The organism is Halobellus sp., from assembly GCF_042218505.1.
GTDB lineage: Archaea > Halobacteriota > Halobacteria > Halobacteriales > Haloferacaceae > Haloquadratum.
The window spans coordinates 41,899-64,225 of the sequence record NZ_JBDGQZ010000002.1 but is presented as its reverse complement, the minus strand read 5'-3'; the positions used below and the strand labels follow the sequence as shown (position 1 = coordinate 64,225).

22 protein-coding genes are annotated in these 22,327 nt (G+C 65.4%); 11 read left to right on the top strand and 11 right to left on the bottom strand.

Going from position 1 to position 22,327, the window contains the following annotated elements; translation table 11 throughout:
- Window positions 1-9: 9 nt before the first annotated feature.
- Entirely contained in the window at window positions 10-1,335 is a 1,326-nt protein-coding gene (gene gatA, locus ABEI27_RS00460) for an Asp-tRNA(Asn)/Glu-tRNA(Gln) amidotransferase subunit GatA (protein WP_375797448.1), read from the bottom strand.
- Complete coding sequence (gene gatC, locus ABEI27_RS00455) at window positions 1,336-1,614, bottom strand: Asp-tRNA(Asn)/Glu-tRNA(Gln) amidotransferase subunit GatC (RefSeq protein WP_375797447.1); 279 nt, start codon at window positions 1,612-1,614, stop codon at window positions 1,336-1,338.
- A gap of 139 nt (window positions 1,615-1,753) precedes the next feature.
- On the opposite strand from gatC, the gene ABEI27_RS00450 reads away from it, so the two are divergent.
- Together ABEI27_RS00450 and ABEI27_RS00445 are read left to right on the top strand one after the other, a co-directional pair.
- Window positions 1,754-3,559: a globin-coupled sensor protein gene (locus ABEI27_RS00450; RefSeq protein WP_375797446.1), complete on the top strand. Its 1,806-nt coding sequence runs from the start codon at window positions 1,754-1,756 to the stop codon at window positions 3,557-3,559.
- Between the two features lie 51 nt (window positions 3,560-3,610).
- Window positions 3,611-4,087, top strand: coding sequence for an NUDIX domain-containing protein (locus ABEI27_RS00445; protein ID WP_375797445.1), 477 nt, complete (start codon window positions 3,611-3,613; stop codon window positions 4,085-4,087).
- A gap of 49 nt (window positions 4,088-4,136) precedes the next feature.
- On the opposite strand, the gene ABEI27_RS00440 is transcribed toward ABEI27_RS00445, so the two are convergent.
- Together ABEI27_RS00440 and ABEI27_RS00435 are read right to left on the bottom strand one after the other, a co-directional pair.
- Complete coding sequence (locus ABEI27_RS00440; protein ID WP_375797444.1) at window positions 4,137-5,336, bottom strand: asparagine synthase C-terminal domain-containing protein; 1,200 nt, start codon at window positions 5,334-5,336, stop codon at window positions 4,137-4,139.
- Window positions 5,337-6,020, bottom strand: a complete 684-nt coding sequence (locus ABEI27_RS00435; RefSeq protein ID WP_375797443.1) for a CehA/McbA family metallohydrolase — start codon at window positions 6,018-6,020, stop codon at window positions 5,337-5,339. It abuts the gene before it with no gap.
- A 154-nt stretch (window positions 6,021-6,174) separates the two neighbouring features.
- On the opposite strand from ABEI27_RS00435, the gene purL reads away from it, so the two are divergent.
- Complete coding sequence (gene purL, locus ABEI27_RS00430; RefSeq protein WP_375797442.1) at window positions 6,175-8,304, top strand: phosphoribosylformylglycinamidine synthase subunit PurL; 2,130 nt, start codon at window positions 6,175-6,177, stop codon at window positions 8,302-8,304.
- Window positions 8,305-8,313: 9 nt separating this feature from the next.
- Here purL and ABEI27_RS00425 read toward each other — a convergent pair whose 3' ends face one another.
- Together ABEI27_RS00425 and ABEI27_RS00420 are read right to left on the bottom strand one after the other, a co-directional pair.
- On the bottom strand, window positions 8,314-8,520 hold the full coding sequence (locus ABEI27_RS00425; RefSeq protein WP_375797441.1) for a hypothetical protein: 207 nt from the start codon (window positions 8,518-8,520) through the stop codon (window positions 8,314-8,316).
- A gap of 205 nt (window positions 8,521-8,725) precedes the next feature.
- Window positions 8,726-9,073, bottom strand: coding sequence for a hypothetical protein (locus ABEI27_RS00420; RefSeq protein ID WP_375797440.1), 348 nt, complete (start codon window positions 9,071-9,073; stop codon window positions 8,726-8,728).
- A gap of 106 nt (window positions 9,074-9,179) precedes the next feature.
- Between ABEI27_RS00420 and hisF the strand changes: the two genes are divergently transcribed.
- Window positions 9,180-9,995, top strand: a complete 816-nt coding sequence (gene hisF, locus ABEI27_RS00415; protein ID WP_375797439.1) for an imidazole glycerol phosphate synthase subunit HisF — start codon at window positions 9,180-9,182, stop codon at window positions 9,993-9,995.
- Window positions 9,996-10,024: 29 nt separating this feature from the next.
- Here the strand turns inward: hisF and ABEI27_RS00410 are convergent, their stop codons facing one another.
- Window positions 10,025-10,309, bottom strand: coding sequence for a DNA-directed RNA polymerase subunit L (locus ABEI27_RS00410; protein WP_375797438.1), 285 nt, complete (start codon window positions 10,307-10,309; stop codon window positions 10,025-10,027).
- Window positions 10,310-10,335: 26 nt separating this feature from the next.
- Window positions 10,336-11,325 (bottom strand): MBL fold metallo-hydrolase, encoded by a 990-nt coding sequence (locus ABEI27_RS00405; protein ID WP_375797437.1) that lies wholly within the window; start codon window positions 11,323-11,325, stop codon window positions 10,336-10,338.
- Between the two features lie 114 nt (window positions 11,326-11,439).
- On the opposite strand from ABEI27_RS00405, the gene ABEI27_RS00400 reads away from it, so the two are divergent.
- Window positions 11,440-12,537: a J domain-containing protein gene (locus ABEI27_RS00400; protein WP_375797436.1), complete on the top strand. Its 1,098-nt coding sequence runs from the start codon at window positions 11,440-11,442 to the stop codon at window positions 12,535-12,537.
- Window positions 12,538-12,928: 391 nt separating this feature from the next.
- On the opposite strand, the gene ABEI27_RS00395 is transcribed toward ABEI27_RS00400, so the two are convergent.
- Together ABEI27_RS00395 and ABEI27_RS00390 are read right to left on the bottom strand one after the other, a co-directional pair.
- Window positions 12,929-13,555: a uracil-DNA glycosylase family protein gene (locus ABEI27_RS00395; protein ID WP_375797435.1), complete on the bottom strand. Its 627-nt coding sequence runs from the start codon at window positions 13,553-13,555 to the stop codon at window positions 12,929-12,931.
- 84 nt (window positions 13,556-13,639) lie between these two features.
- A complete protein-coding gene (locus ABEI27_RS00390) occupies window positions 13,640-14,113 on the bottom strand; it encodes a DUF5793 family protein (RefSeq protein ID WP_375797434.1) in 474 nt (157 codons plus the stop codon).
- A gap of 166 nt (window positions 14,114-14,279) precedes the next feature.
- Here ABEI27_RS00390 and ABEI27_RS00385 point away from each other — a divergent pair, with 166 nt between their 5' ends.
- Window positions 14,280-15,476: an NAD(P)/FAD-dependent oxidoreductase gene (locus ABEI27_RS00385; RefSeq protein WP_375797433.1), complete on the top strand. Its 1,197-nt coding sequence runs from the start codon at window positions 14,280-14,282 to the stop codon at window positions 15,474-15,476.
- A gap of 89 nt (window positions 15,477-15,565) precedes the next feature.
- On the opposite strand, the gene ABEI27_RS00380 is transcribed toward ABEI27_RS00385, so the two are convergent.
- Entirely contained in the window at window positions 15,566-16,474 is a 909-nt protein-coding gene (locus ABEI27_RS00380) for a serine/threonine-protein kinase RIO2 (protein ID WP_375797432.1), read from the bottom strand.
- A 267-nt stretch (window positions 16,475-16,741) separates the two neighbouring features.
- On the opposite strand from ABEI27_RS00380, the gene ABEI27_RS00375 reads away from it, so the two are divergent.
- From ABEI27_RS00375 to ABEI27_RS00355, 5 genes are all read left to right on the top strand, one after another.
- Window positions 16,742-17,587: a fibronectin type III domain-containing protein gene (locus ABEI27_RS00375; protein WP_375797431.1), complete on the top strand. Its 846-nt coding sequence runs from the start codon at window positions 16,742-16,744 to the stop codon at window positions 17,585-17,587.
- 642 nt (window positions 17,588-18,229) lie between these two features.
- Window positions 18,230-19,048, top strand: coding sequence for a biotin/lipoate A/B protein ligase family protein (locus tag ABEI27_RS00370; protein WP_375797430.1), 819 nt, complete (start codon window positions 18,230-18,232; stop codon window positions 19,046-19,048).
- A gap of 106 nt (window positions 19,049-19,154) precedes the next feature.
- Entirely contained in the window at window positions 19,155-19,985 is an 831-nt protein-coding gene (locus ABEI27_RS00365; RefSeq protein WP_375797429.1) for a deoxyribonuclease IV, read from the top strand.
- Window positions 19,986-20,095: 110 nt separating this feature from the next.
- Entirely contained in the window at window positions 20,096-21,448 is a 1,353-nt protein-coding gene (locus tag ABEI27_RS00360; protein WP_375797428.1) for an endonuclease/exonuclease/phosphatase family protein, read from the top strand.
- 62 nt (window positions 21,449-21,510) lie between these two features.
- Window positions 21,511-22,314, top strand: a complete 804-nt coding sequence (locus ABEI27_RS00355; RefSeq protein ID WP_375797427.1) for a class I SAM-dependent methyltransferase — start codon at window positions 21,511-21,513, stop codon at window positions 22,312-22,314.
- Window positions 22,315-22,327 lie beyond the last annotated feature (13 nt).

Here is a 22,327-nt window from a genome sequence, read left to right as displayed (position 1 = left end):
CGGACGTGGTCAGTCCTCGGCGGCCGACGCCGCGCGGATGATCGCCTCCTCGCCGAACTTCGGACCGATCAGCTGGAGTCCGACCGGGAGTCCGTCGGCCGCGCCGGCGGGTACCGAGATGGCGGGGAGGTTCGCGAGGTTCACCGGGACGGTGTTGGCGTCCATCAGATACAGTTGCAGCGGATCTTCGAGACTCTCGCCCAGTGCCGGCGGGAGAACGGGCATCGTCGGCGTCGCCAGCACGTCAGCCTGCCCGAAGGCTTCGTCGAAGTCCCGTTTCACCCACGCACGGGCGTCCTGCGCCTTCTTGTAGTACTTGTCGTGGTAGCCGGCCGACAGCGCGTACGTTCCGAGCAGGATCCGGCGCTTGACCTCCTCGCCGAAGCCCTCCTCGCGAGCGCGGGCGAAGGCGTCGTTCCAGTTGCCCTCGTATCCGCCTGACTGTCCGTACCGGACGCCGTCGAAGCGCGCGAGGTTGGAGGAGGCCTCCGACATCGCGATCACGTAGTACGCTTGGACGGCGTGCTCCAGCGAGTCGAGCGACACCTCGACCGTCTCGGCTCCCTGCGCACGAAGGTCCTCGAGGGACGCCTCGAACGTTTCGACGACGCGGTCGTCTGCACCCTCCAGGAGGTCAGTGATGACGCCGATCGTGGTCCCGTCGACGTCGCCGTCTGCGGCGGCCGCGTAGTCGGAGTCCGTTGCGGGATGCTCGGGGTCGGACCCCTCCGACGAATCGTCGGGGCCGGCACCGCTCGCGTCGAAGCGCGTCGTCGCGTCGTGCGGATCTGGCCCCGAAATCACATCAAGGAGAGCCGCAGCGTCCGCGACGGTGTTTGCGATCGGACCGATTTGTTCGAGGGAGTTGGCGTAGGCGACGAGACCGTACCGGGAGACGAGTCCGTAGGTCGGCTTGATACCGACGACGCCGCAGAATGCGGCGGGGTTGCGGACCGAACCGCCGGTGTCCGAACCGAGTGCGAGGTCCGCCTCGCCGGCGGCGACGGCGGCCGCCGACCCGCCTGAAGAGCCGCCCGGAACGTGGTCCTCGTCGACCGGGTTCTTCGCGGCCCCGTAGGCGGACGTTTCGGTGGTGCCGCCCATTCCGAACTCGTCCATATTCGCCTTGCCGACGATGGTCGCGCCGGCGTTCTTCAGTCGCTCGACGACGGTCGCGTCGTACGGTGGGACGTACGACTCCAGCATCGCCGACCCGCAGGTCGTCCGGACGCCCTCGGTGCTGATGTTGTCCTTGACCGCGACGGTCTTCCCCGAAAGCGGGCCGTCGGCGTCGGGGTCGATCTCCGCGTCGGTGATGAACGCGTTCAGGCTCATCTACGACACCCGCGGTCCCTTGAAGAAGCCGTCCTCGGTCTCCTCGGCGTTCTGCAGCGCCTCCGGTTGATCGAGGCCGTCGGCGACCTCGTCGGGACGCATCACGTTCACCAGGTCCGCTTCGCTCTCGACTTCGGGCACTTCGTCCAGCGCCTCGAAGTACTCGAGGATCTCCGCGAACTGCGCCGTGAACGCGTCGACTTCGTCGTCTGCGAGATCGACGCGTGCCAGTTCGGCGACGTGTTCGACCTCCTCGGCGTCGACGGGCGTCTCACTCATATCCGTGAGGAACCGTGGACTGGGAGTAAGGGTTTCGGTGCGGGTCGAACCGGGGACGTCGCCGCAGCGTCTCGGCGTGGTTATCACGGCTGATCCTCGGGGTAGAAGTGTTATTACACGGGCCTCGGAGAATCACCGTATGGATTCACTCGTCGACGGGCCGTCGATCGGCACGGGCACTTCCGCCGAGCGACTCGCCTCCGAGATCGGATTGACTGCTGAGGAGATCGCGTGGCGAAAGGAGTTCATCGACTTCTCCGCCGAGGACGAACGCCGCGTCGCAGACCTCGACGACGTCGTCGAGGCGAATATGGACGCCTTGGTCGAGGCGTTCATCGACCCCGTCTACGAGCACGACCGGACGAGAGACGTCGTAGATCGATCGCCGCGAACCAGGTCGGATATCGAGGGGATCGTCGAGGGGTATATGCGGATGGTCACCGGCGGCCAGTACGACACCGAGTACTTCACCCACCGAACGCGGATCGGCCGCCTGCACGACCGTCTGGAGATGCCACTTCACTACTTCGGCGGGATGTTCGCAAACCTTCTCAACACGTTCTTCGAGACGCTACAGGAGCGAACGATCGACGCGGCGACAGCGGAACTCGACGCCACCGACGCGGCAGCAGTCGAGGACGCCATCGCGGACGGTTTCCGCGACTCGATGGCGGTGACGCGGATTCTGAACCTCGATATGCAGGTCGTCAACGACACGTACCTCCACTCGTACTCCGCCGATCTACGGGAGGAGATCGAGCGCTCGCGCGAACTCCGCGCGGAGGTCGGTGATTCAGTCGCAACGCTGCGGACCGAGGCGAACGGCGCGGCCAAGAGCGCCGATCGGATCGACTCGCTCGCCGAGGAGCAGTCCGACCACACCGAAGACATCGCGGGCAAAGTGTCGACGCTCTCGGCGACAATCGAGGAGATCGCCTCGACGGCCGATCAGGTCTCCTCGCGGAGCGGGGAGGCCGAGGCGCTCGCGACCGACGGGTTGGACGCGGCCGCAGTGGCCGAGAGCGAGATGCAGGAACTCGACAACGAGCGGACGGAGATAATGGGCGAAGTCGACGAACTGGTCGACGCCGTCGACGAGATCGACGAGATCGTCGAAGTGATCAACGACATCGCAGACCAGACGAATCTACTCGCGCTCAACGCCTCGATCGAGGCCGCCCGCGCCGGCGAAGCAGGGTCCGGCTTCGCTGTCGTCGCTGACGAGGTGAAGTCGCTGGCCAACGAGTCGAAAGAACAGGCCGAACGCGTCGAGGCGATGATCGACACCGTCACCGCGCGGATCGATCGGACGGCGACCGGCCTCGACGAGGTCGGCGAGAGCATCGACAGCGCGCTCGGGAGCGTGGACGAATCGGTCGAGACGCTAGAGGGCATCGTCGACGCGGTCGAAGAGACGTCCGACGGCATCGACGAGGTCGCCCGCGCGGCCGACGAACAGGCCGAGGCCAGTTCCGACATCGCCCGCGTCGTCGACGAGGCGGCCGAGCACGCCACCGAAGTCGCCGCCGAGGTCGACGTCATCGCTGACAACATCCGTTCGCAGTCCGAGACCGCCGACGAGGTGGATGCCGCGCTCTCTGAGTTACAGGCCGACACGTCACGCGCCGAGGACGGCGGCGGCCAGGCTCGGTCCGCGACCGACGGCGGATTGCAGGTGAACGATGGCGACGACGACGGCGGACTCGGTCCCTTCACAAACGCCGACCCTATCAGCGACGCCGGGGACGATAGCGGTCGTCGCGGAAACGACGGGACAGGAGACGCCCGCTCAGACTCGACCGCAGGCGATCCCATCAGCGGACTGAGCGACGCGGAACTCCGGGCGGCGCTGCCCGATGGGATCCCCGAGGCCATCCGCTCACAACTCTCGCGGGAGAAGATGGAATCGATCGTTCGGCAGCGCGGCGGCGCGGGCGGTCGCTGAACGCCCAGCGCGGATAGTAAGAGACACCACGGCTCCGCTGCAGGGTGAGATATGGAGACGACACGGCATTTCACGGCAACGGTCTACATCGTCGAGAGCGGCGCGGTCGCGCTGCACCGCCACGACAGACTCGGAATCCGGATCCCGCCTGGCGGCCACGTCGACCGCGACGAACTCCCCCACGAGGCCGGCCTCCGAGAGGTCCGCGAGGAGACCGGTCTCGACGCGGAACTACTCGACCACAGCGAACAGGTCGACGCGCCGGCCGGCGAGCACCTCCCACAGCCCCGCCACCAGATGCTCTACGACATCAACGTCCACGACGGCGGACACGTCGGCCACCAGCACATCGATCATATCTACTACGCCCGCGTCGAGTCGCGGGAGATTGACCCCGCAGGCGACGACGAGGCCGGTCCCGAGGTCTGGTCGTGGGACGACGAGACGGCGCTCAGAGAATCCGACCTCGATGCTGACACCGTCCAGTTCGCGCTGGAGGCGATCGAAGCCGCGGCCGACGCTGAGTAAGCGGACGCACAGCATAACGCGACCCCGCACGGCCGGATCCCGCTTCGCGTCAGACGTCTGCGACCAGCGACTTGACGTACCGCTCGACGTGGTTGTCCATCCGGCGCTTGAAGCCGGCCTGCCGAGCCAGTCGGTCCAGTTCGCGGGAGACGTAGGTGCCGTACTGGACCGCCTTCTTGTCGGCCGTCCGGACCGTGTCGGGGACGAATCCGCGCGCCGCCTCCCGGAGTGCGACCTTCCGCGCCTCGCTATCGACGAGTAGCGATTCCGGGAGCGGAAGCGCCGCCGCGACGACATCGTCGTGCAGCAGCGGCGTGACAGGTTCGACGCCGCCCAGCCGAATCGCGAGGACGTCGCGCTCGGCCTGCTCGGGGATCGTCCCGAGGAGTTCTCGCCGGGCCCCCCTGACGGAGTCGGCCTCGACGCGGGGGTCGTCGGGGGCCTTCTGCACCTTCGCGTACCCCCCGAACAGTTCGTCGGCCCCCTGGCCGAGTGCGAGGCGGTCGTAGCCGTCGGCAGCAACGCGCTCTGCGACGAGAAGTAGCGGCACGGCGATCGAGAGGTCCATCGGATTCGTGCGGCCGAGCGCGTCGGCGAGTCGCGGGACCGCCTCGCGGAGGTCCGCGTGGGAGAGTTCGACGACACGCAGGTCACGGTCCATCGTCGTGGCCGCGTCGCGGGCGGCGGCGATGTCGTGGCAGCCCTCGAACCCGGCCACATAGCAGGGCGCGTCGGGGACGCCGGCCGCGACGACGCCGGAATCAACGCCGCCCGAGAACGCGACTGCGACGTCGCCGTGGCGTTTTTTCCCGGCGTCCTCGTCGTCAGTTCGTGTCCCGACGACCCCGTGGTCGCCATCCGCTCCGACGGCCCGCGTCCGCTCGCGCACCGCGTCGCGGACGGCAGCGAGTGCCGCATCGCGGTCGGTGGCGGGCGTCGGGTCGGGAAGCGTCCACTGTGGGTCCGCACTCCCCGAAGCGGTCCCGACTCGTGTTGCGGTTCCGGCCCGGACCGACACGGGATTCTCGAGGCTGGTCGGCACGAACGACCACTGTGCGGGATCCGACGCGTCGACGAAGAGGGGTCGACGGCCGAGTACGTCGCGGACGAGGGAATCGTCGATTTCGCCCGCGAATCCGGCGGTTCCGGGGAGGGGCTCCCCGGTGTCGAGCGCGTCTCGGACGAGTGTTGACGATGCGCCGTCGAGATGCGCTGTGACTCCCGGTCCGGAATCGGACGACCCCGACATCTACACGAGGTCCGAGACGGTGCGCTTGATTCGGCGCTTGACCCCGCCGCCGAACTGGCGGAATGAGATCCGCCAGGGGGTGCGCCGGCCGACGACGCTTGTCTCGCCGTCGACGATGGCGTCGAGGATCCCGTCGACGGAGCGGTCGTCGGTCCCGACTTCGGTGACCGCCTGGCCGACCATCTCTCCGATGTGGGCGTCGCTACCGGCAGTCATCGGCAACCGTCGAGCGGTCGCAAAGCGCTTGGCTTTCCGGTTGGCCCACCCGGTGAACAGCCGTGAGTTGTACACCTCGACGGCGTCGGCGGCCGCGAGTTGATCGCGGCTAATGTGCGCCGCGACGCCGTGGCGCGAGGACTGAAATGGGTGCGGAACGACGGCGATCCCACCCTGGTCGTGGATGCGGTCGAGCGTTTCGTCGTACGAGAGGCCGGCCGGGACGAGTTCTTCGATCCCGAACGCGAGGACGTGTCCGGCCGCCGACGTGACTTCCATCGCCGGGATGCCGACGAGGTCGTACTCGGCGGCCTTCTCGGCCGCTTCGAGGCTCGCGTCGATCTCGTCGTGATCGGTGATGGCGAGCGCATCGAGACCGATCGCCCGCGCCTGCGCTAAGAGCAGGTCGACCGGGTCGCGGCCGTCGTACGACAGCGACGAGTGCGTGTGCAACTCGACCGATAACACGGATGGGGGTAGAGACCGGGATTAAAAAAGCAACCCGGTCCACGGCCACGGGAGGCGAGCGTAGCCGAAGCGGTAGTGTCGGCAGGTCGCGACGGCGATACACGTCCGTGCACACAGAAAAGCATTAATCGAACCTTCTTGAACAGGGAAGTGAATGAGCCTGCCGGACTCCGATCGCGAACTCGTGACGGCCGAACTCGGGCGCGACCCCAGCCCGACGGAGGCCGCACTCTTCGAGAACCTCTGGAGCGAACACTGCGCGTATCGCTCGTCGCGGCCCCTCCTTTCTGCGTTCTCTTCAGAGGGTGAGCAAGTCGTCGTCGGTCCCGGCGACGACGCCGCTGTCGTCCGCCTCCCCGACAACGACGGCGACAGCGACACGGAGACGTACGTGACGATGGGGATCGAGAGCCACAACCACCCGTCCTACGTGGACCCCTACGACGGCGCGGCGACGGGGGTCGGGGGGATCGTCCGTGATACGCTTTCGATGGGCGCGTACCCGATCGCGCTCGCGGACAGCCTCTACTTCGGCGACTTCGACGACGAACACACCCGCTATCTGCTCGACGGCGTCGTCGAGGGCATCTCCGATTACGGTAACGCAATCGGCGTGCCGACGGTCGGCGGGAGCGTCGAGTTCCACGACGACTACGAGGGGAACCCGCTCGTCAACGTGGCCTGCGTCGGCCTCGTGAACGAAGACCGTCTCGTCACCGCCGAGGCACAGGAGGCCGGCAACAAACTGGTCCTCCTGGGCAACGCCACCGGCCGCGACGGTCTCGGCGGCGCGTCCTTCGCGAGCGAGGACCTCGCTGAGGACGCCGAAACCGAGGATCGCCCTGCGGTCCAGGTCGGCGATCCGTACTCGGAGAAGTTACTCATCGAGGCCAGCGAGGAACTCGTCGACGGCGGCCTCGTTCAGGCGGCGCGTGACCTCGGGGCGGCCGGTCTCGGTGGCGCGTCCGCCGAACTCGTCGCCAAGGGCGGACTCGGCGCAGAGATCGAACTCGAACGGGTCCACCAGCGCGAGCCGGATATGAACGCGCTGGAGATCGTCCTCGCCGAATCTCAGGAGCGGATGTGTTATGAGGTCCGTCCCGAGGACATCGAGGCGGTGGAAGCGATCGCCGCAAAGTACGATCTCGGCTGTTCGGTAATCGGCGAGGTGACCGCGGGCAACTACGTCTGTACGTTCGAGGGCGAACCCGTCGTCGACGTGCCGGCGGAGTTCCTCGCCGACGGCGCGCCGATGAACGACCTCGCGACAGTCGAACCGAGCCAGCCGAGTCGCGACCGACCCGACGTCGATCTTCAATCGGCGTTCGAGGCGGTGGTCGGCGCGCCCAACACAGCGTCGAAGCGCTGGGTCTATCGCCAGTACGACCACGAGGTCGGAGCGCGGACCGCGCGCAAACCCGGCGACGACGCCGCGCTGCTCGCCGTTCGCGAGGCCGGAACCGGCGTCGCGCTCTCGTCAGGCGCGGTGCCAGCCTGGACCGACTGTGCGCCCTACGACGGCGCGCGGGCGGTTGCACTGGAGAACGCGACCAACCTGGCAGCGAAGGGCGCGACGCCGCTGGCCGCAGTCGATTGCCTCAACGGCGGCAATCCAGAGAAGCCGGAGGTTTACGGGCGCTTCAGTGCGATCGTCGACGGCCTCGCTGATATGTGCCGCGACCTGTCGATCCCGGTCGTCGGGGGGAACGTCTCGCTCTACAACGACTCTGTCGCCGGGCCGATTCCGCCGACACCGACGCTCGCAGTGCTCGGGGCGAAGGCCGGCTACGACGCCCCGCCGGCAGCGCTCGACGGACGCGGGACGCTGGTCCTCGTGGGTTCCGGTAGCGATGCGCTCGGCGGTTCCGAACTGCTCGCTCAGGAGGGCGGCTCAGACGCGTTCCCGACTCTCCCGGGGAACGCGAGCGACGTCGTCGCGACGCTCGCGGCCGTCGCAAACGACGACGCGACGCTCGCGGTCCACGACGTGAGCAACGGCGGACTGGCCGTCACGCTGGCCGAGATGGTAACGGAGACGACGGGCGCGGAGGTCGCCGTCGACGACGTAGTCACGCTGTTCGAGGAGACCCCCGGCCGCGCGGTCGTCGAGACCAGCGATCCGGCGGCAGTCGAAGCGGCGTTCGACGGCATCGCACCGGTTACGATGCTGGGTGAGGCCACCAATGACGGGGCGCTCAGGCTGTCGGTCGGCGGGGGGAACCTATCCGTCGATGCCGAGTCGATCGCGTCGCTGCGTGACGTGCTCGCGTCGGAGTTGGAGTGAGAACGGCGGTTAGAGGAGAAGTGGGACGCCGAAGGCGATAGCCAGGCCGACGACGAGGACGAGGAGGCCCGTCGTGACCTGGCTCATTCCGAAGTCCTGCATCGGCGAGGTGACGCGGCCGTCGTCGTCGCCGTGGTCGTCACCGTGACCGTGCGCTTCCTCGCCGTGGTCGGGGGCTTCTTCGCCGTGACTGCCGTGGCTCTCGTGATCGCTCATACTCGAGGGATCGGATGCCGACTACTAAAACGCTCCCGAATCGGAGAGTGCGGGATAGTGAGGCGAACAGGCGACACCGTCGACGGAGCCGGGTGAGGCTCTGTCCGCGACGCGTGGTGTCGCACACCCGCTGGCGCATCGCGGCCGCGCTCAATGCACGCGGTGTCTGGCCCCGGCATTACATAAAAGCAGTCGCCTCCAGTGATCAGGACCGGCCGAACAGGTCGCTGTCGGTCGGCTTCGTGGCTCGCTTCTGCCGGATATAGTACAGGAAGAATCCCGAGATTCCCGCCGTGTACGGCGTGACAATCGCGGCTTGAGCGACGGCATCGGCCGGCAGCCAGAGCGTGAATCGAGTCACTCCTCCGATCAGTGTGAGAACCGAGAGGACGATCACGATCGTAAAGACCACTTCTCCGACCCGCATCAGTCGAGGACTGTATCCCTCAGGCTGGTAGCCGCAGACCGGACACCGAGTCGCGTCGGCCTGAATCGACATTCCGCACCGATCGCAGGGCGCGGTCTCCTCAGCGTCGTCGACCTCATCGATCATAGTCGATATACGAGGTTCGACAGAGTTGAGTCGTTCGCTGCTTTCCCCGTTCGAGGCCGACCTTCCGACACCTTTTGATCACGGGCCGCGTATCCGGCAGTATTGTATGACTCTGACGAAGCGGATCATCCCGTGCATCGACGTCGACCTCGACGACGACGGGAATCCGGCAGTCTACACCGGCGTCAACTTCGAGGATCTGAAGTACACCGGCGATCCGGTGGAGATGGCCAAGTTGTACAACGAGGCCGGGGCCGACGAGTTCGTGTTCCTCGACATCACGGCCTCTGCGGCCGGCCGGGAGACGATGCTCGATACCGTCTCCCGGGTCGCCGACGAGGTGTTCATCCCGTTGACCGTCGGTGGCGGCATCCGGACGCGCGAGGACATCAAAGAGACGCTGCGGGCCGGCGCGGACAAGGTCTCGATCAACACCGCGGCGCTCGAAAGTCCGGACCTGATCGACGAGGGCGCACGGTCGTTCGGATCGCAGTGCATCGTTATCTCCGTGGACGCCAAGCGGCGCTTCGACGAGGAGGGCGAATACTACGCCGAGGTCGACGGCGAGTCCTGCTGGTTCGAGTGCACGGTGAAAGGCGGCCGCGAGGGGACCGGCGTCGACGTCGTTGAGTGGGCCAACGAGGCCGAATCGCGGGGCGCGGGCGAGTTGTTCGTCAACTCGATCGACGCCGATGGCACGAAAGAGGGGTACGACATCCCACTGACCGAGGCCGTCTGTGATGCCGTCTCAACGCCCGTCATCGCCTCCTCGGGCTGTGGCGGCCCCGAAGATATGTACGAGGTGTTCACCGAAGCGGGCGCGGACGCCGGACTGGCGGCCTCGATCTTCCACTTCGACGAGTACAGCATCGAAGAGACGAAGCAGTACCTCGACGAGCACGGCGTTCCGGTCCGGCTATAGCGCGAGCGCGATCAGTCCCCGAACGGACGCTACTGTGCGGCCTCGAAGGCCGCTGAGAAGTCTTCGACCGTCGTCTGCACGTGCTGAGAGGCGTCGCCGAGCGCATCGAGCGGGTCGATGCCCGCCTCGGTCTTGATCGAGAGGATCGGTTCGGTCTGTCCGCCCGACTGCTCGGGGTTCACGTCGTAAGTCGCGGCGGCGACGCCCTCGGTTTCCAGGAGTGCGCCCTTGATCACATTCATAAAGGTGTGATCCTCGCCGGCGACCTCGATGCGGAGTTCCTCGTCGGTCTTGTCGATGACCCGCAGTTCCATACCGGTTCTTTCCCCGCGACGGCGTTTCAGTATTTCGTATTGGGGAACAGAGTATCGACGTCGGGGTCGGCGTCGACCAGTCGGTACTCGAAGTCTCCGCGTTCGACTGCGCCGGCGTGTTCGAGATGATCCAGATGGGCGTACGCCTCGCCCGGTCCGTGGAGGATGTGAATGTGCTCGAGTTCCCCGAAGAGGTGGGCACTGACCGTCCAGGCGTCGGCGGGGCCGTGTTCCTGAAGCGTCTCGACGACACGGCGAGTGCGGTCGTAGTGGTGCTCGCGAATGACCTCGATCCGGGCTTCGGGGTCTTCGATCGGGGCGCGGTGGCCCGGCCACGCGGTATCGAGTTCGTGGCTCGCCAGGCGGCCGAGGCTGTCGATGTACGTCGCCAGCGGGTCGTCCACGCGTAGATCCGCGCCGCCGATGTTCGGCGTGTACTCCGGCAGGATGACGTCGCCGACGAACGCCGCCGACTCCCCGTCGTCGGTTTCGAACGCGAACGCGATGTGGCCCGCTGCGTGTCCGGGGAGGTAGAGCACCGTCAGTTTGCCGTCGCCCGCGCGGACGTGGTCGCCGTCGGCGAGCGTCTGTACGTCGGCAGGATCGCCGGCGACCCCCTGGAAATCCGACTGGACCTCGAAGAGTTCCTCGCGCTTGTCCGGCGGAATGCCCCACTCGCTGAACCGACGGTCGCGGAGTTCGTCGAGCGAATCGGTGGTTGCCCTCTCGCCGGAGATTAGCGGGGCGTCGACCTCGTGGGCGAAGACGTCCGCACCCGACTCTGCCTGAATTTCACCCGCGAGACCACAGTGATCCGAGTGCCAGTGCGTCAGCAAGATTCGATCGATGTCAGCCACATCGACGCCGGCCGAACTGAGACCGTCTTCGAGGTCGCTCCGGACGCCCTCCGCCGACGCGCCGACGTCGACGAGGGTCGTCAGGGCTCCCTCGAGGAGGTAGGCGTTGTTCTCGCCCTCGAACACGGAGTTGCCGAGCGCGATGCGTGTGAAATCCATACACACAGCCTCCGGGCGAACGAATATGAGGATTGCCATCCCGGCGAGGCGGGGTGGGCCGCGAGCCTCGTCGGTACATTCAATTCGGTTGATATCGAACTGCGTCCGAAGGGGATGGAAGACTTCTACGAACTGCTCGGTGTCTCGGAGGACGCCTCTCCCGAGGAGATTGACCGAGCGTGGCGGGAGCGCGTCCGTCGGTATCATCCGGACGTCAACGACGACGCGCGAGCCACCGCGCAGTTCAAGACACTCAAGGCGGCCCACGAGGTCCTCAGCGAGGAGAAAAAGCGGGCGGCGTACGACCGGATGGGACACGAGACGTACGTCCGCGAGCGCCTCGGCGGACTACCGACGGCCGGACAGCCGGGCCCGGACGCCGCGGACGACAAAGCGGAAGACGGCGAAGCGACACGGGGCGTCGATCGGTCGTCGACCGACCGGCAGCGGACGACGAGGACCGGCGGGAGTCGAACTGGCAGATCGTCGGGAAGTCATTCGCAATCGAGTCGCAGTTCCACCTCGAGAGGGCGGACGACGAGTGATCGGACGCAGCCGTCGTCGCGGACGAACACGAACGGACAGACCACGTCCGGAAGCCGGCAGACAGAATCGCGGAACCGGGCAGGTGGCCAGAGCGGGAACACCCGGAGTGACCGAAGCGACCGGAGCAGTCGGCGCGCGCAGTCGACCACCGACAACGGGAGGTCTACAGCCGACGCCGGAACGGGTCGCGAGACAGTCGCGGCGGAGCGAACGGGGCTCTCCCGACTCCAGTACGCCTGGATTACTGTGGTCCTGGCTGGAGCGGTCTACATCGCCGGACTTTGGCAGTACCTCGCGGCGAACGCGGGAGTACTCGCGACGCTCCGCACGGCGCTCGTGACCGACCCGAACAGTGCGCTGACCGCCGTCGGGACGCTGATGCCGCCCGGAACCTTCGCCCTTCGCGCCGTCTCAGGTGCGGCGAGCACGACGCTGTTGTTTCCGACCGGGGCAGTCGTGCTCGCGGTCACGTTCGTGGCCGTCGTCGTCGCCGTCGGTCGGGGATCGGCGTATCTCTACGTGTTCGCCGGACTCGCGCCGTTGGTCGGGTTGGCGATCGGCCCGCTGACGATTCTCCCCACCGGTGCAGTTCTCGCGCTCGTCGTCGTGCTCCCGGTCGGCGGAACAGTGCTTTTCGCGCTCGACGCGGGGCGCTACGTGACGTGAGTAACAGCACCGAGTGACACGCTCGTCGGGAAGTGAAAGGAAGGGGACCGCGTTGTGCGGTCCGTGACTGACCAAGCCACTGCGAAGAGCACCAGTCTCGCAGGTCCTTACCTGACGCGCCCGGTATCGACCACGCGCGTCAGTTCTGATTTCCGCGTTTGTAGTGAAAAGTGCTGTGATTGGACCAATATCGTCCGTCCCATACCGAACAACTGCGTAGAGTGGAATACTCAGTGGATATAGGTTCAGTAAATGAAAAATTTGTTTCTCTGCGCCTCATCTATGCACGTTCCTGACACGTATCGGGCGAATGCCGTAAAATAAACAAAAAATAATGTGGGAGAGACACTGCCGACGGTTCGGGGTAGATCGCCGGACAAGGAAGGGCGAATCACCGGACCAGGTAGGGGTCGTTCCCCGCTCCAAACCGTCCGAGGTCGGCCTCGCGGCGGTAATCGGTCGACGTGAGCGCCGCGAGGCCATCGACGAGACGGTCGGGATGCGTTTCGTTCCACGCTGCGGGCTCTTCGATCGGGACGACCAGGAAGCCGCTGCCTCGGACCTCCGTGCCGTGGAGCGCATCCATCTCGATGGGTGTCTTCCGCGCCTGTGCAGTGTAGGTTTCGAGGACGTGTCGCGTCGCCCGCTCCCCGACCGGGAGAAGGACGTGCGCCGCAATCGCCCGGAGTTCGGCGTCGAAGAACCGCTCGAGGTCGTCGTAGGACGACTGCGACGGTTCGCCGTCGCCGGCGCACATATACAGGTACGAGAGAAACGTTTGCTGTGGTATCGGCTGCTCGCCGACCGACTCCAGAAGACCGGCTTCGGCCAGGGTCTTCTGGAGTCGGCGGCCCGCGCCGTTGGTGAACGGAACGCCGGTGTCGAGACCGCCGTGCTGTTCCGGGCGGTCACCGACGACGTGAAAGTCCGCGTTTGCGTCGCCGTACCCGGGGACGAAGTGGTCACATGGGGGCCGCATATCGAAGGGGTTACTCGTCCGGTCTGTGACGTTCTTCACAAATGAACGCTAACAGCGAGTCGAAAAAACTGAATCGATTTGACGCTCGAACGCAGGATTGCGGCTCGTCGCGACGTTCCGGCATCAGAGTTCGACGCCGGAGGGAATCAGACTGTGCGATCGAAGGAGATTGCCGTCGGCGTCGTAGACCAGGAAGGTCTGTTTCTCGTAGGTGACAACCTCGTCGCCGTCCATCGTGACTTCAACGCGATAGCGTCCGTCGTTCACCTCGGCGCCCTGACCGTACTCGCGAGCGGCGCGGATGAACGTGAGTACGTCGTCGGCCTCTTCGTTGAGTTCGAGGACGAAATCGCCAGTGATACGATTCGTGACACTGACGACGCCCGTCGCGTCCGGTTCGTCCAGCGAGTTTTGCAGTCTGAATGCGACGTCTGTCTCGCTCGCGTCGAGATACGCTCCGCTGGGGTCCGAGAGCCGTCGGTCCAGTTCCTCGCTCGGTCCGTGGAAGGCGATCCGGACCAAGGGCTTACTCGGGTCGCCATCGTCGTCAACCCAGGAGATGTTTTCAACGTCCAACTCGAAGTAGTCCCGCCTCATTCCGTACCTGCATCTTGAACGTCATCGGGTATGAACGTAACGCCCGCGTCAGGCGAGAGCCTGGCTGTCCGATCGACTCTCGGTCCGTCTGGCGGCGATGGACTGGACCACAGGTGTGCATCACTGACCCCGATAGGATATTTTGCTCCATCCCCTCTATTCAGATATGATCAAGCGATCGATCGCAGTTGTGGGCGGTGCGGTTGCAGGACTCGCTGCTGCGGACCGACTCGCGCCGGCGGCCGACGTGACGCTCTTCGAACGGCAATCCTACGACGACAAGCGCGTCAACTGTGGGGAGGCGATCACCGACGCGTCGTTGATTCCACTGGCGGAGACGCCCGAGAACGGGTTTCTGAACGACATCGACGCCTTCGAGTTACGGCTGTTCGAGGGGAAGGAACACGGCCCGGCCGACCCGCCACTTGGGATGTCGCGGATCCGGTGCCCGCCGGGGTACATCACCGACCGGAACGTCGTCGAGCGGACGTGGGCCGAGACGGTCGCCGCCGACGGCGTAGACGTCAGAGAGAACGCAGCCGTCGGGCCGGACCGGTTCCGTGAACTGTGTCGGTCACACGACTACGTGATCGATGCCACCGGACAACCGGCGCTGTCGATGCGAGCGTTCGGCGATCTGGACGCGTACACGGGTGAGATCGTCGCCGTGAACGCCGATGTCGGTGGCGAGTTCAGCTCGATCACGTCGGTTCCACGGATCTTCTTCGAGGGGTACGTCGGGTACGCGTGGGTCTTTCCGAAGTCCGAGACGCGGGCGAACGTCGGCATCGGCTGGGCGGGCGAGGAGCGTCCAAACGATTACTACGCCGCGCTCGCGGGGGCCTGCCGCCGGAACGGGCTCCCCGTTCCCGACCGCTCGGAGACGAACGTCTACACCATCCCGCGCGGGCCGAGTCTCCACCCAGCGGCGACCTATCGCGCGGGAGAGAACGTCGTTCTCGTCGGCGACGCGGCCGGAATCGCCAATCGGTATCAGGGCGAGGGCATCTGCCAGGCGATCCGTTCGTCGTATCTCGCAGCCGAGGCGATCCTCGAGGACTGCCCTGAGACCTATCCTGACCGCCTCTACGAACTGATGCAGTCTGAGTATCGACTGGCCCACGCGATGCGGGGAGCCTGGGTCGAACACGGTGATCCGCGACTCCTCGCCAGGGTGGCCGAGGCACTCGACGGCCTGACCGTCGACGACATCACGCGCTCGCCGGGACGCGTCACCGCCCGCCTCGTCCGACACCCGGTGACGGCGTCTCGGCTGTTAGCCGACGCCGGAATGCGCCAGCGACTCGTGGACGCCTATACCGACTCCTGGGAGTACACTCGGGGACCGCACCCCGCGGATTGACCGTTCGATATCGCTGTATACGATTTATTTCGGTGAGACTCAGTGCGGTCTCGAACGATAGAACTCACACAGAAACCGTCGTCAGCGACTCACGAAGCGTGATTCCGAACGGACTCGAACTCGCCGGCCGCGACGCTGTCGTTGACGCTTTCGACGTTGACGTCCGGGAGGTTTCGCGGGTACTTTCGATTGAAGTACGAGAGGAGGTTCTCGACGTCGCGATCTAAGAGTTCGCGGGCGTTCTCGTGATCGGTCGGGACCGACTGCGGCCAGTCGAAGACCGTCACCCCTGACTCGCTGATCGCGACGTTGTACTCGCTCATGTCGGCGTGAACGAAGCCGAGGTCGTAAGCGGTCGCAATCTCCTGAAGGATGAGATCGAGGACGCCAGTGACCTGTTCGTCCGGGAGTTTCGCGCGGTCCAGTTCGATCCCCTCGAACTTCGCCATCACGATTGCGTGCCGATTGTGATCGATCGGACGGGGCACCGAGACGTCCGGATAGAGGGATTCAAGCGCCTCGTACTCGCGCTCTGCGGCTTTTCGGGCGGTGTAGAGCCACGAGACGTGTTGATTGTCCGAGGTGTAGTCCCGCTCACGCATCACCTCGCGGAAGTCCGTGTAGCCCTCGCGGTGGAACTTCAGCGCCAGCGGTCGGTACGACTGCACTTCGAGGACGTCACTCTCCTTGCCGACACCCAACGGCGCGCCGACGCCCTCGACGGTGTCCCGTTCGGAGAACGTCCGCAACGCGAGCGCGTCGTAACCCTCAGCCGTCAGCGTGTAGCCCTCGTACTGAATGGTTTTTCGTTCGATGAGGCCCCGGGTGGCACAGCGGTCCAGTCGGTATTCGACCTCCTCCGCGGTGAGATTCGAGAGATCCGGGAGCTTCCCGCGGTTCACCCACTCGGAGAAACGCATCCCCTGCTCGACGCCGGAGAGGAGATAGAAGTCCTCGGGTTCGAGTTCTGTCATCACGCCGGCGACGTTCCGCACCATACCGAACGGTGGAAAGCGACGTGTAAAAGACTCGCGAGTCGATCCGCGAGTGCGTATAGTGTATATTGCGATATAGAATCCCTGTTCGCGGAAATTCCGCTTCGTTTCACACACTGGCTTGGCGTCGGCCCGCCTCGGATGCTGACGACAAGACTTGACCGCGCGATTTAATTCACCGGCTCTACCCGAGTTATGCATCTTTGGATATCAGTATTAAGTATGATAACCCGTGCGAGCGCTTATGTGCTTCTAGTAACTCACTCGTTTATGCAAGAGCAAGATATTATATCTGAGAATGAACCCCCTGCTGGGGAAGAAGAACATTCTACTATCGGTCGTAGAGACTATCTGAAAACCGTTGGGATAGCCATCGGGTCGATCAGCGCAGTGACCACCACGAGTGATGCCGTTCAGGCACGGAGCAGTGGCTACGGCGGAGGCGGTTATGGAGCAGGGGCATACGGAGGAGGAACCAGCGGGAACAGTCTCGTTGTTTCCACTACGGATGCCACGAGCACCGGGAGTACGTCTGCGGTATTGAATGGCTCCTTAGACAATATCGATGGTAAGAGTTCCGTAGATTGCTACTTCAGATGGCGGCAAGTTGGCACCAGTTCGTGGAACACCACGGCGAAGCGGTCTCTGTCCAGCACAGGTTCATTCAGCGCGGAACTCAGCGGGCTTGAGGACGGCATAGATTATGTTTACAAGACAATCGCCCAGGACGGTAATGGTAACGCGGGCCAAGGTAGCACGGTGACGTTCACCACGACGGATACCCCGCCGGCGGTCAGCACGGGGCCACCAACCAACGTGACTGATTCCACGGTCAGTCTCAACGGTTCTTTAGACGACACCGGCGACGCACCATCGGTAGACTGCCAATTCGAGTGGCGGGAGGTCGGTGCCAGTTCGTGGAATGCGACAACGATGCAGATTCTCACGTCAACGGGATCATTCAGCGTTGACATCACCAACTTGTCCGGTTCCACAGACTACGAGTACAGGGCAACTGCCCGAGCGTTGGACGGCGATACCGAGACCGGCGCCACCGTCTCGGTCTCAACAAACAGCAGTGGTTCGATGCTCAATCGACTGGTCCCCGGTAACTGAGACCGGTTCCCCGAGCCCACATTGTGAGGTTGCTGCCGATTGAGACGCCTCGGGATCGCTCGTCGAGTTCAACCACCGAGGTAGACGGGTTTAGCGCCGACAACACAGACAGTTCCAACACCAAGCACGTCGTCAGTACGATGTTCAGTGTGACTCTCCCCGTGACCGACTCGAACAGGGGCCGTGCGAACATCATACAAACGACTAACCAGTCTCGTTATTATCGCTCTGACAATGAACTGGTATAATAGCGTTTGCGATTCTCGGGACGTTCGGTGCTGGCGTGGTATGCTACCTGATCGGGGAGTTGTACGAATTCCGTTCACACCCTACCGATGACTGAGTAGAATCGGTCATCGCGGTTATCGAGTTCGTGATTTAGATTCAGTTGCTGGTGGCGCTCACATACGGATCCGATCAACTATCCGCGCCCTCTGAGTCATCGGGTTCCGTTAGCCCGAGTTCGTCCAGCCGTTTTCCGAGACCTGCCAACAGCGTCGGCGATAAGTAGGGAAGGGCGACATCTGCCAGCATAGCACCCAGTCGTCCCTCGCCAATCGGGGCCAAGATTGCGACCGCGATCCGTTCGAGTCGCGAGGCGACGACGAAACCGCTTTGCCGCGGCAGTCGTAGCCTTGCGGTATGGGCGACGATAGCGGTGGACCACTGGCCGACAGGGAGTGGCGACTCATCCGCGAGGAGGCCCGCGACGGGCCGATGCAGATGGCACTCGACGAGGTGGCCGCCGAAACCGCTGCCGACGGGGGCCCGCGGACGGTCCGCGTCTACCGATGGGACCCCAGCACGCTCTCGCTCGGATACAGACAGGATCCCGACACCGTCGACTGGGACCACTGTGAGGAAGCGGGAGTGTCGGTGACGCGACGACAGACCGGCGGCGGCGGGATCTACCACGACGTCGACGGCGACGTCTCCTACTCGATTGCCGCGCCGAAACGCGAACTGCCCGGGGACCTGCTCGACGCGTATCACCTCCTGTGCGAACCGGTTCTCGACGCGTTCGGCGCAGTCGGTATCGACGCCGACTACGTCTCGGAACCGGTGGCGGAGATCTGGTCGCCCGCGTGTTATCTCCGGGAACTCCACCCCGCCCACGACATCGTCGCCGAGGGTCGAAAAATCAGCGGCAACGCCCAGTATCGGCAGCAGGACGCGGTCGTCCAGCACGGGTCGCTCACGTACGCCGTGAAGGCAATCGAGCACCTCGCGACGTTCACCGGTCACGACGTCGATCACGATCGGTTCCGCGACCGCGTCGTCGGCGTCGACGAACTGACCGATATCTCCCGCGCCGAGTTCGTCGAAGCGGTCGAGGACGCGCTCGCAACGTGGGCGGACGCCGCGGAAGGATCGTGGACGGACGACGAACTCGCCCGGGCGCGTGAGCGCGCAGCGGAGAAGTACCGAAGCGAAGCGTGGATTCAGCGCCGAACCGACTGAAAGGGTCGGCTGGGTCGTCCGGGCCAGATCGAGAGCCCGTCCGGTGCGAGAAGCGACCGTCACCGCAACCCGAAGTCGCTTTACTCCCGGCGTGCCACCGACCGGTATGCGTGTAGGAGCACACGAGTCGATCGCCGGGGGCGTCGCGAACGCCGTCGATCGGCAACTCGACGACGGTGGCAACTGCGGACAGATCTTCACACACTCGCCGCAGGTCTGGCAGAATCCCGATATCGACGACGACGATGCGGCGGCCTTCCGCGAGCGCTCGACTGAGCACGACCTCGGCCCGTGGGTCATCCACTCGTCGTATCTCGTGAACCTCTGTACGCCGAAGGACGATCTGCGTGCGAAATCGATCGACTCGATGCAGCGCGAGGTCGATGCGGCCGCCCAACTCGGCATTCATTACGTGAACGTCCACCTGGGCGCTCACACCGGCGCGGGCGAACAGCAGGGCCTCGATAACGCGGTCTCGGCGCTGGACGAACTCGACGTGCCCGACGGTGTCACGGTTCTCGTCGAATCCGACGCCGGATCGGGAACGAAGATGGGCGACGACTTCGCCCACCTCGGCTACGTCCTCGAGGAGAGCGCGCAGGACCTCGAAATCTGTCTCGACACGGCCCACGCCTTCGCGGCGGGCTACGATCTCTCGACCGCCGAAGGGGTCGAAGAGACAATCGAGGCGCTCGACTCCGAAGTCGGCGTCGAGAACCTCGCGTGCGTCCATCTCAACGACTCGAAGCACGAGTGCGGGACCAACAAGGACGAACACGCCCACATCGGCGAGGGGTTGATCGGCGAGGCGGGGATGACCGCGTTCGTGAACCACGAGGCGATCCGGGAGGTCCCGCTCGTGCTTGAGACGCCACGCGAGGACGGCAAAGGGTTCGCCTGGAACATCGACCGCGTTCGCGACCTCCGCGAGTCGTAAGCAGCGCGTTCTTCAACGTCCGGCAGATAGCGTCCCACAACGTGGACGAGTGTGATTTCCCAGTTCGTGCGCGACCGTCGCGCCGGGATGTCGTGCGCGGAAGTGCCAGCGTGCTCGGAGCGCTCGGCGCTGGGGCGTCGCTTCGTGGCGTCGGGACGGCGGCCGCGACGGCGATACCCGAGCGCGATGCCGACGGGACGGCGCTCACGACGACGGTCGCGACGCAGAACCTCGGGCTAGGCGCGGGCTTCCTCTCGATCGCCAGCGACGACAGCGACGCGTCGATCCCAGAACGGGTTGGGTCCCTCTACAACACCGTTCGCGCGAGCGAACCGCACGCGAGACTGGCCGCCCTCGCTGACGAACTCGCGCGGGCGTCGCCGACTATCCTCGGAGTGCAGGAGGCCGCAGTCGTCCGCCGCGGGCCACGCTCCGGCGGTGCTCCCACCGACCCCGACGCCGAGTCGGTCGTCTTCGACTTTCTCGCGATTCTCCGCGAAGCGCTCGCTGACCGGGGGACCCCCTACCGCCTGATCGCGACGACGACGAACGTAGATCTGGAACTCCCGGCGCGGGCCGACGGCAACCGGATCGACGTCAGACTCACCGACCGCGACGCCTTGCTCGTTCGGGGCGACGCCGACGTCGAGGTCGAGTCAGCTGCGGCCGCGACCTACGACGCGTCGGTGACGCTGCCGATCGGCGGCGATCGAACGGTCGAGATCGAGCGCGGGTACGCACGGGCCGACCTCCGATTCGAAGGCGCGTCGGTGACGGTTCTGAGTACGCACCTCGCGTCGGGTCTGAAGAGCGTCCGGACGGAACAGGCGCGGGAACTCGCCGAGACAGTCGAGTCGCTGTCTGGACCGCTGGTCGTTCTGGGCGATCTCAACGATCCCCCGGACGCGGCCGTCCCGACAGCCACACCTGACGGAAATGAGAGCACCGACGCGGGTGCGTACGGGGTTCTGACCGGGACGCTCACCGACGCGGCCCGCGCGGCGGGAGTCACGGGTGGCACGTGCTGTCGGCCGTCGTCACTCCGCCCGCCCGACGAGGATGGTCTTACCCAGCGTATCGATCACGTCCTCGTCCGTGGGGTCCGAGCGACGAGTGCCGAGCGGTTCGCCGTCGAACCGACCGAGAGCGCGAGCGACGGGTCGGGGCTGTTCCCCTCGGATCACGCCGGGGTGCTGGTCGGCGTGACGTCGGCCCCGGCGACACCCTCGACGGCGGACCCGTCCGAGTCGCCGGTGACCGATGAGGACACGGGCGGAACCCGAGGGATCGCCACGGGTGACGACGGCGGGGCCACAGTCGGCGGAGCGACTGGTGACTCGACGACCGATGCGGATCCGGGGACGACCACCGCGACCGGCACGCCCGGCTTCGGCCCGCTGTCCGCGCTGGTGGCTGTCGTTGGTCTCAGTGTCGCGTCGATCCGTCGGCTGGGCCGCGACTGAAGTAGGGACAGGGGAAGTGGTAGATCGACCTGCTTTTGAGCGCGCCGGGAGAACGCCCGTTCGTGCGACGATTCTCGCCGGAGTACCTGCGTCGGACTCGCAAGGGGATGTGGGTGGACTCCCGCGCAGCGCTCGCTCCGCTCTCGCTCGGCGACCGAGAGCGGATTCTCGACGCGGGTACGGGTACTGGAGAACTCGCCCGTGTGGTGGCCGCCGAGTCGCCGGCGGCGGTGGTGTGTCTCGACGCTGATCCAGAACTGCTGTCAGTCGCTCGGGAGGAGACAGACCTCGCCGTCGTCGCCGGCGATGCGGTCCGGCCGCCGTTTGCCGACGATTCCTTCGATCTGGTGGTCTGTCAGGCGCTCATAGTCAACCTCCCCGACCCGACGGTGGCACTCCAGGCCTTCGGATCGCTCTCGACCGACGCCGTGGCCGCCATCGAACCCGACAACGCTGACGTAGGGGTCGATTCGACGGTCGAGGCGGAAGTCACGCTGGAGCGGCAGGTCCGGGAGGCCTACATCGAGGGCGTCGAGACCGATGTCGCGATGGGCGATCGCCTGCTGTCGGCGTTCCGGACGGCGGGGCTGGAGTCGATCGAGACGCGGCGGTACTATCACCGGAAGATCGTCGAACCCCCTTACGACGAGTCGGCGCTGTCGGCCGCCGCGCGGAAGGCCAACGGGGCGGGGCTGGCGGATCACGAGACGGAACTCCGTCGCGTGCTCACGCCCGAGGAGTACGATACTCTCCGGCGGGAGTGGCGCGAGATGGGGCGAGCGGTCGTCGATGCGATGAGGAAAGAGACGTATCGACGCGCCGAAGTGGTGCCGTTCGATGTGGTCGTGGGTCGCGTGTCGCGCTAACAAACGGAACCCG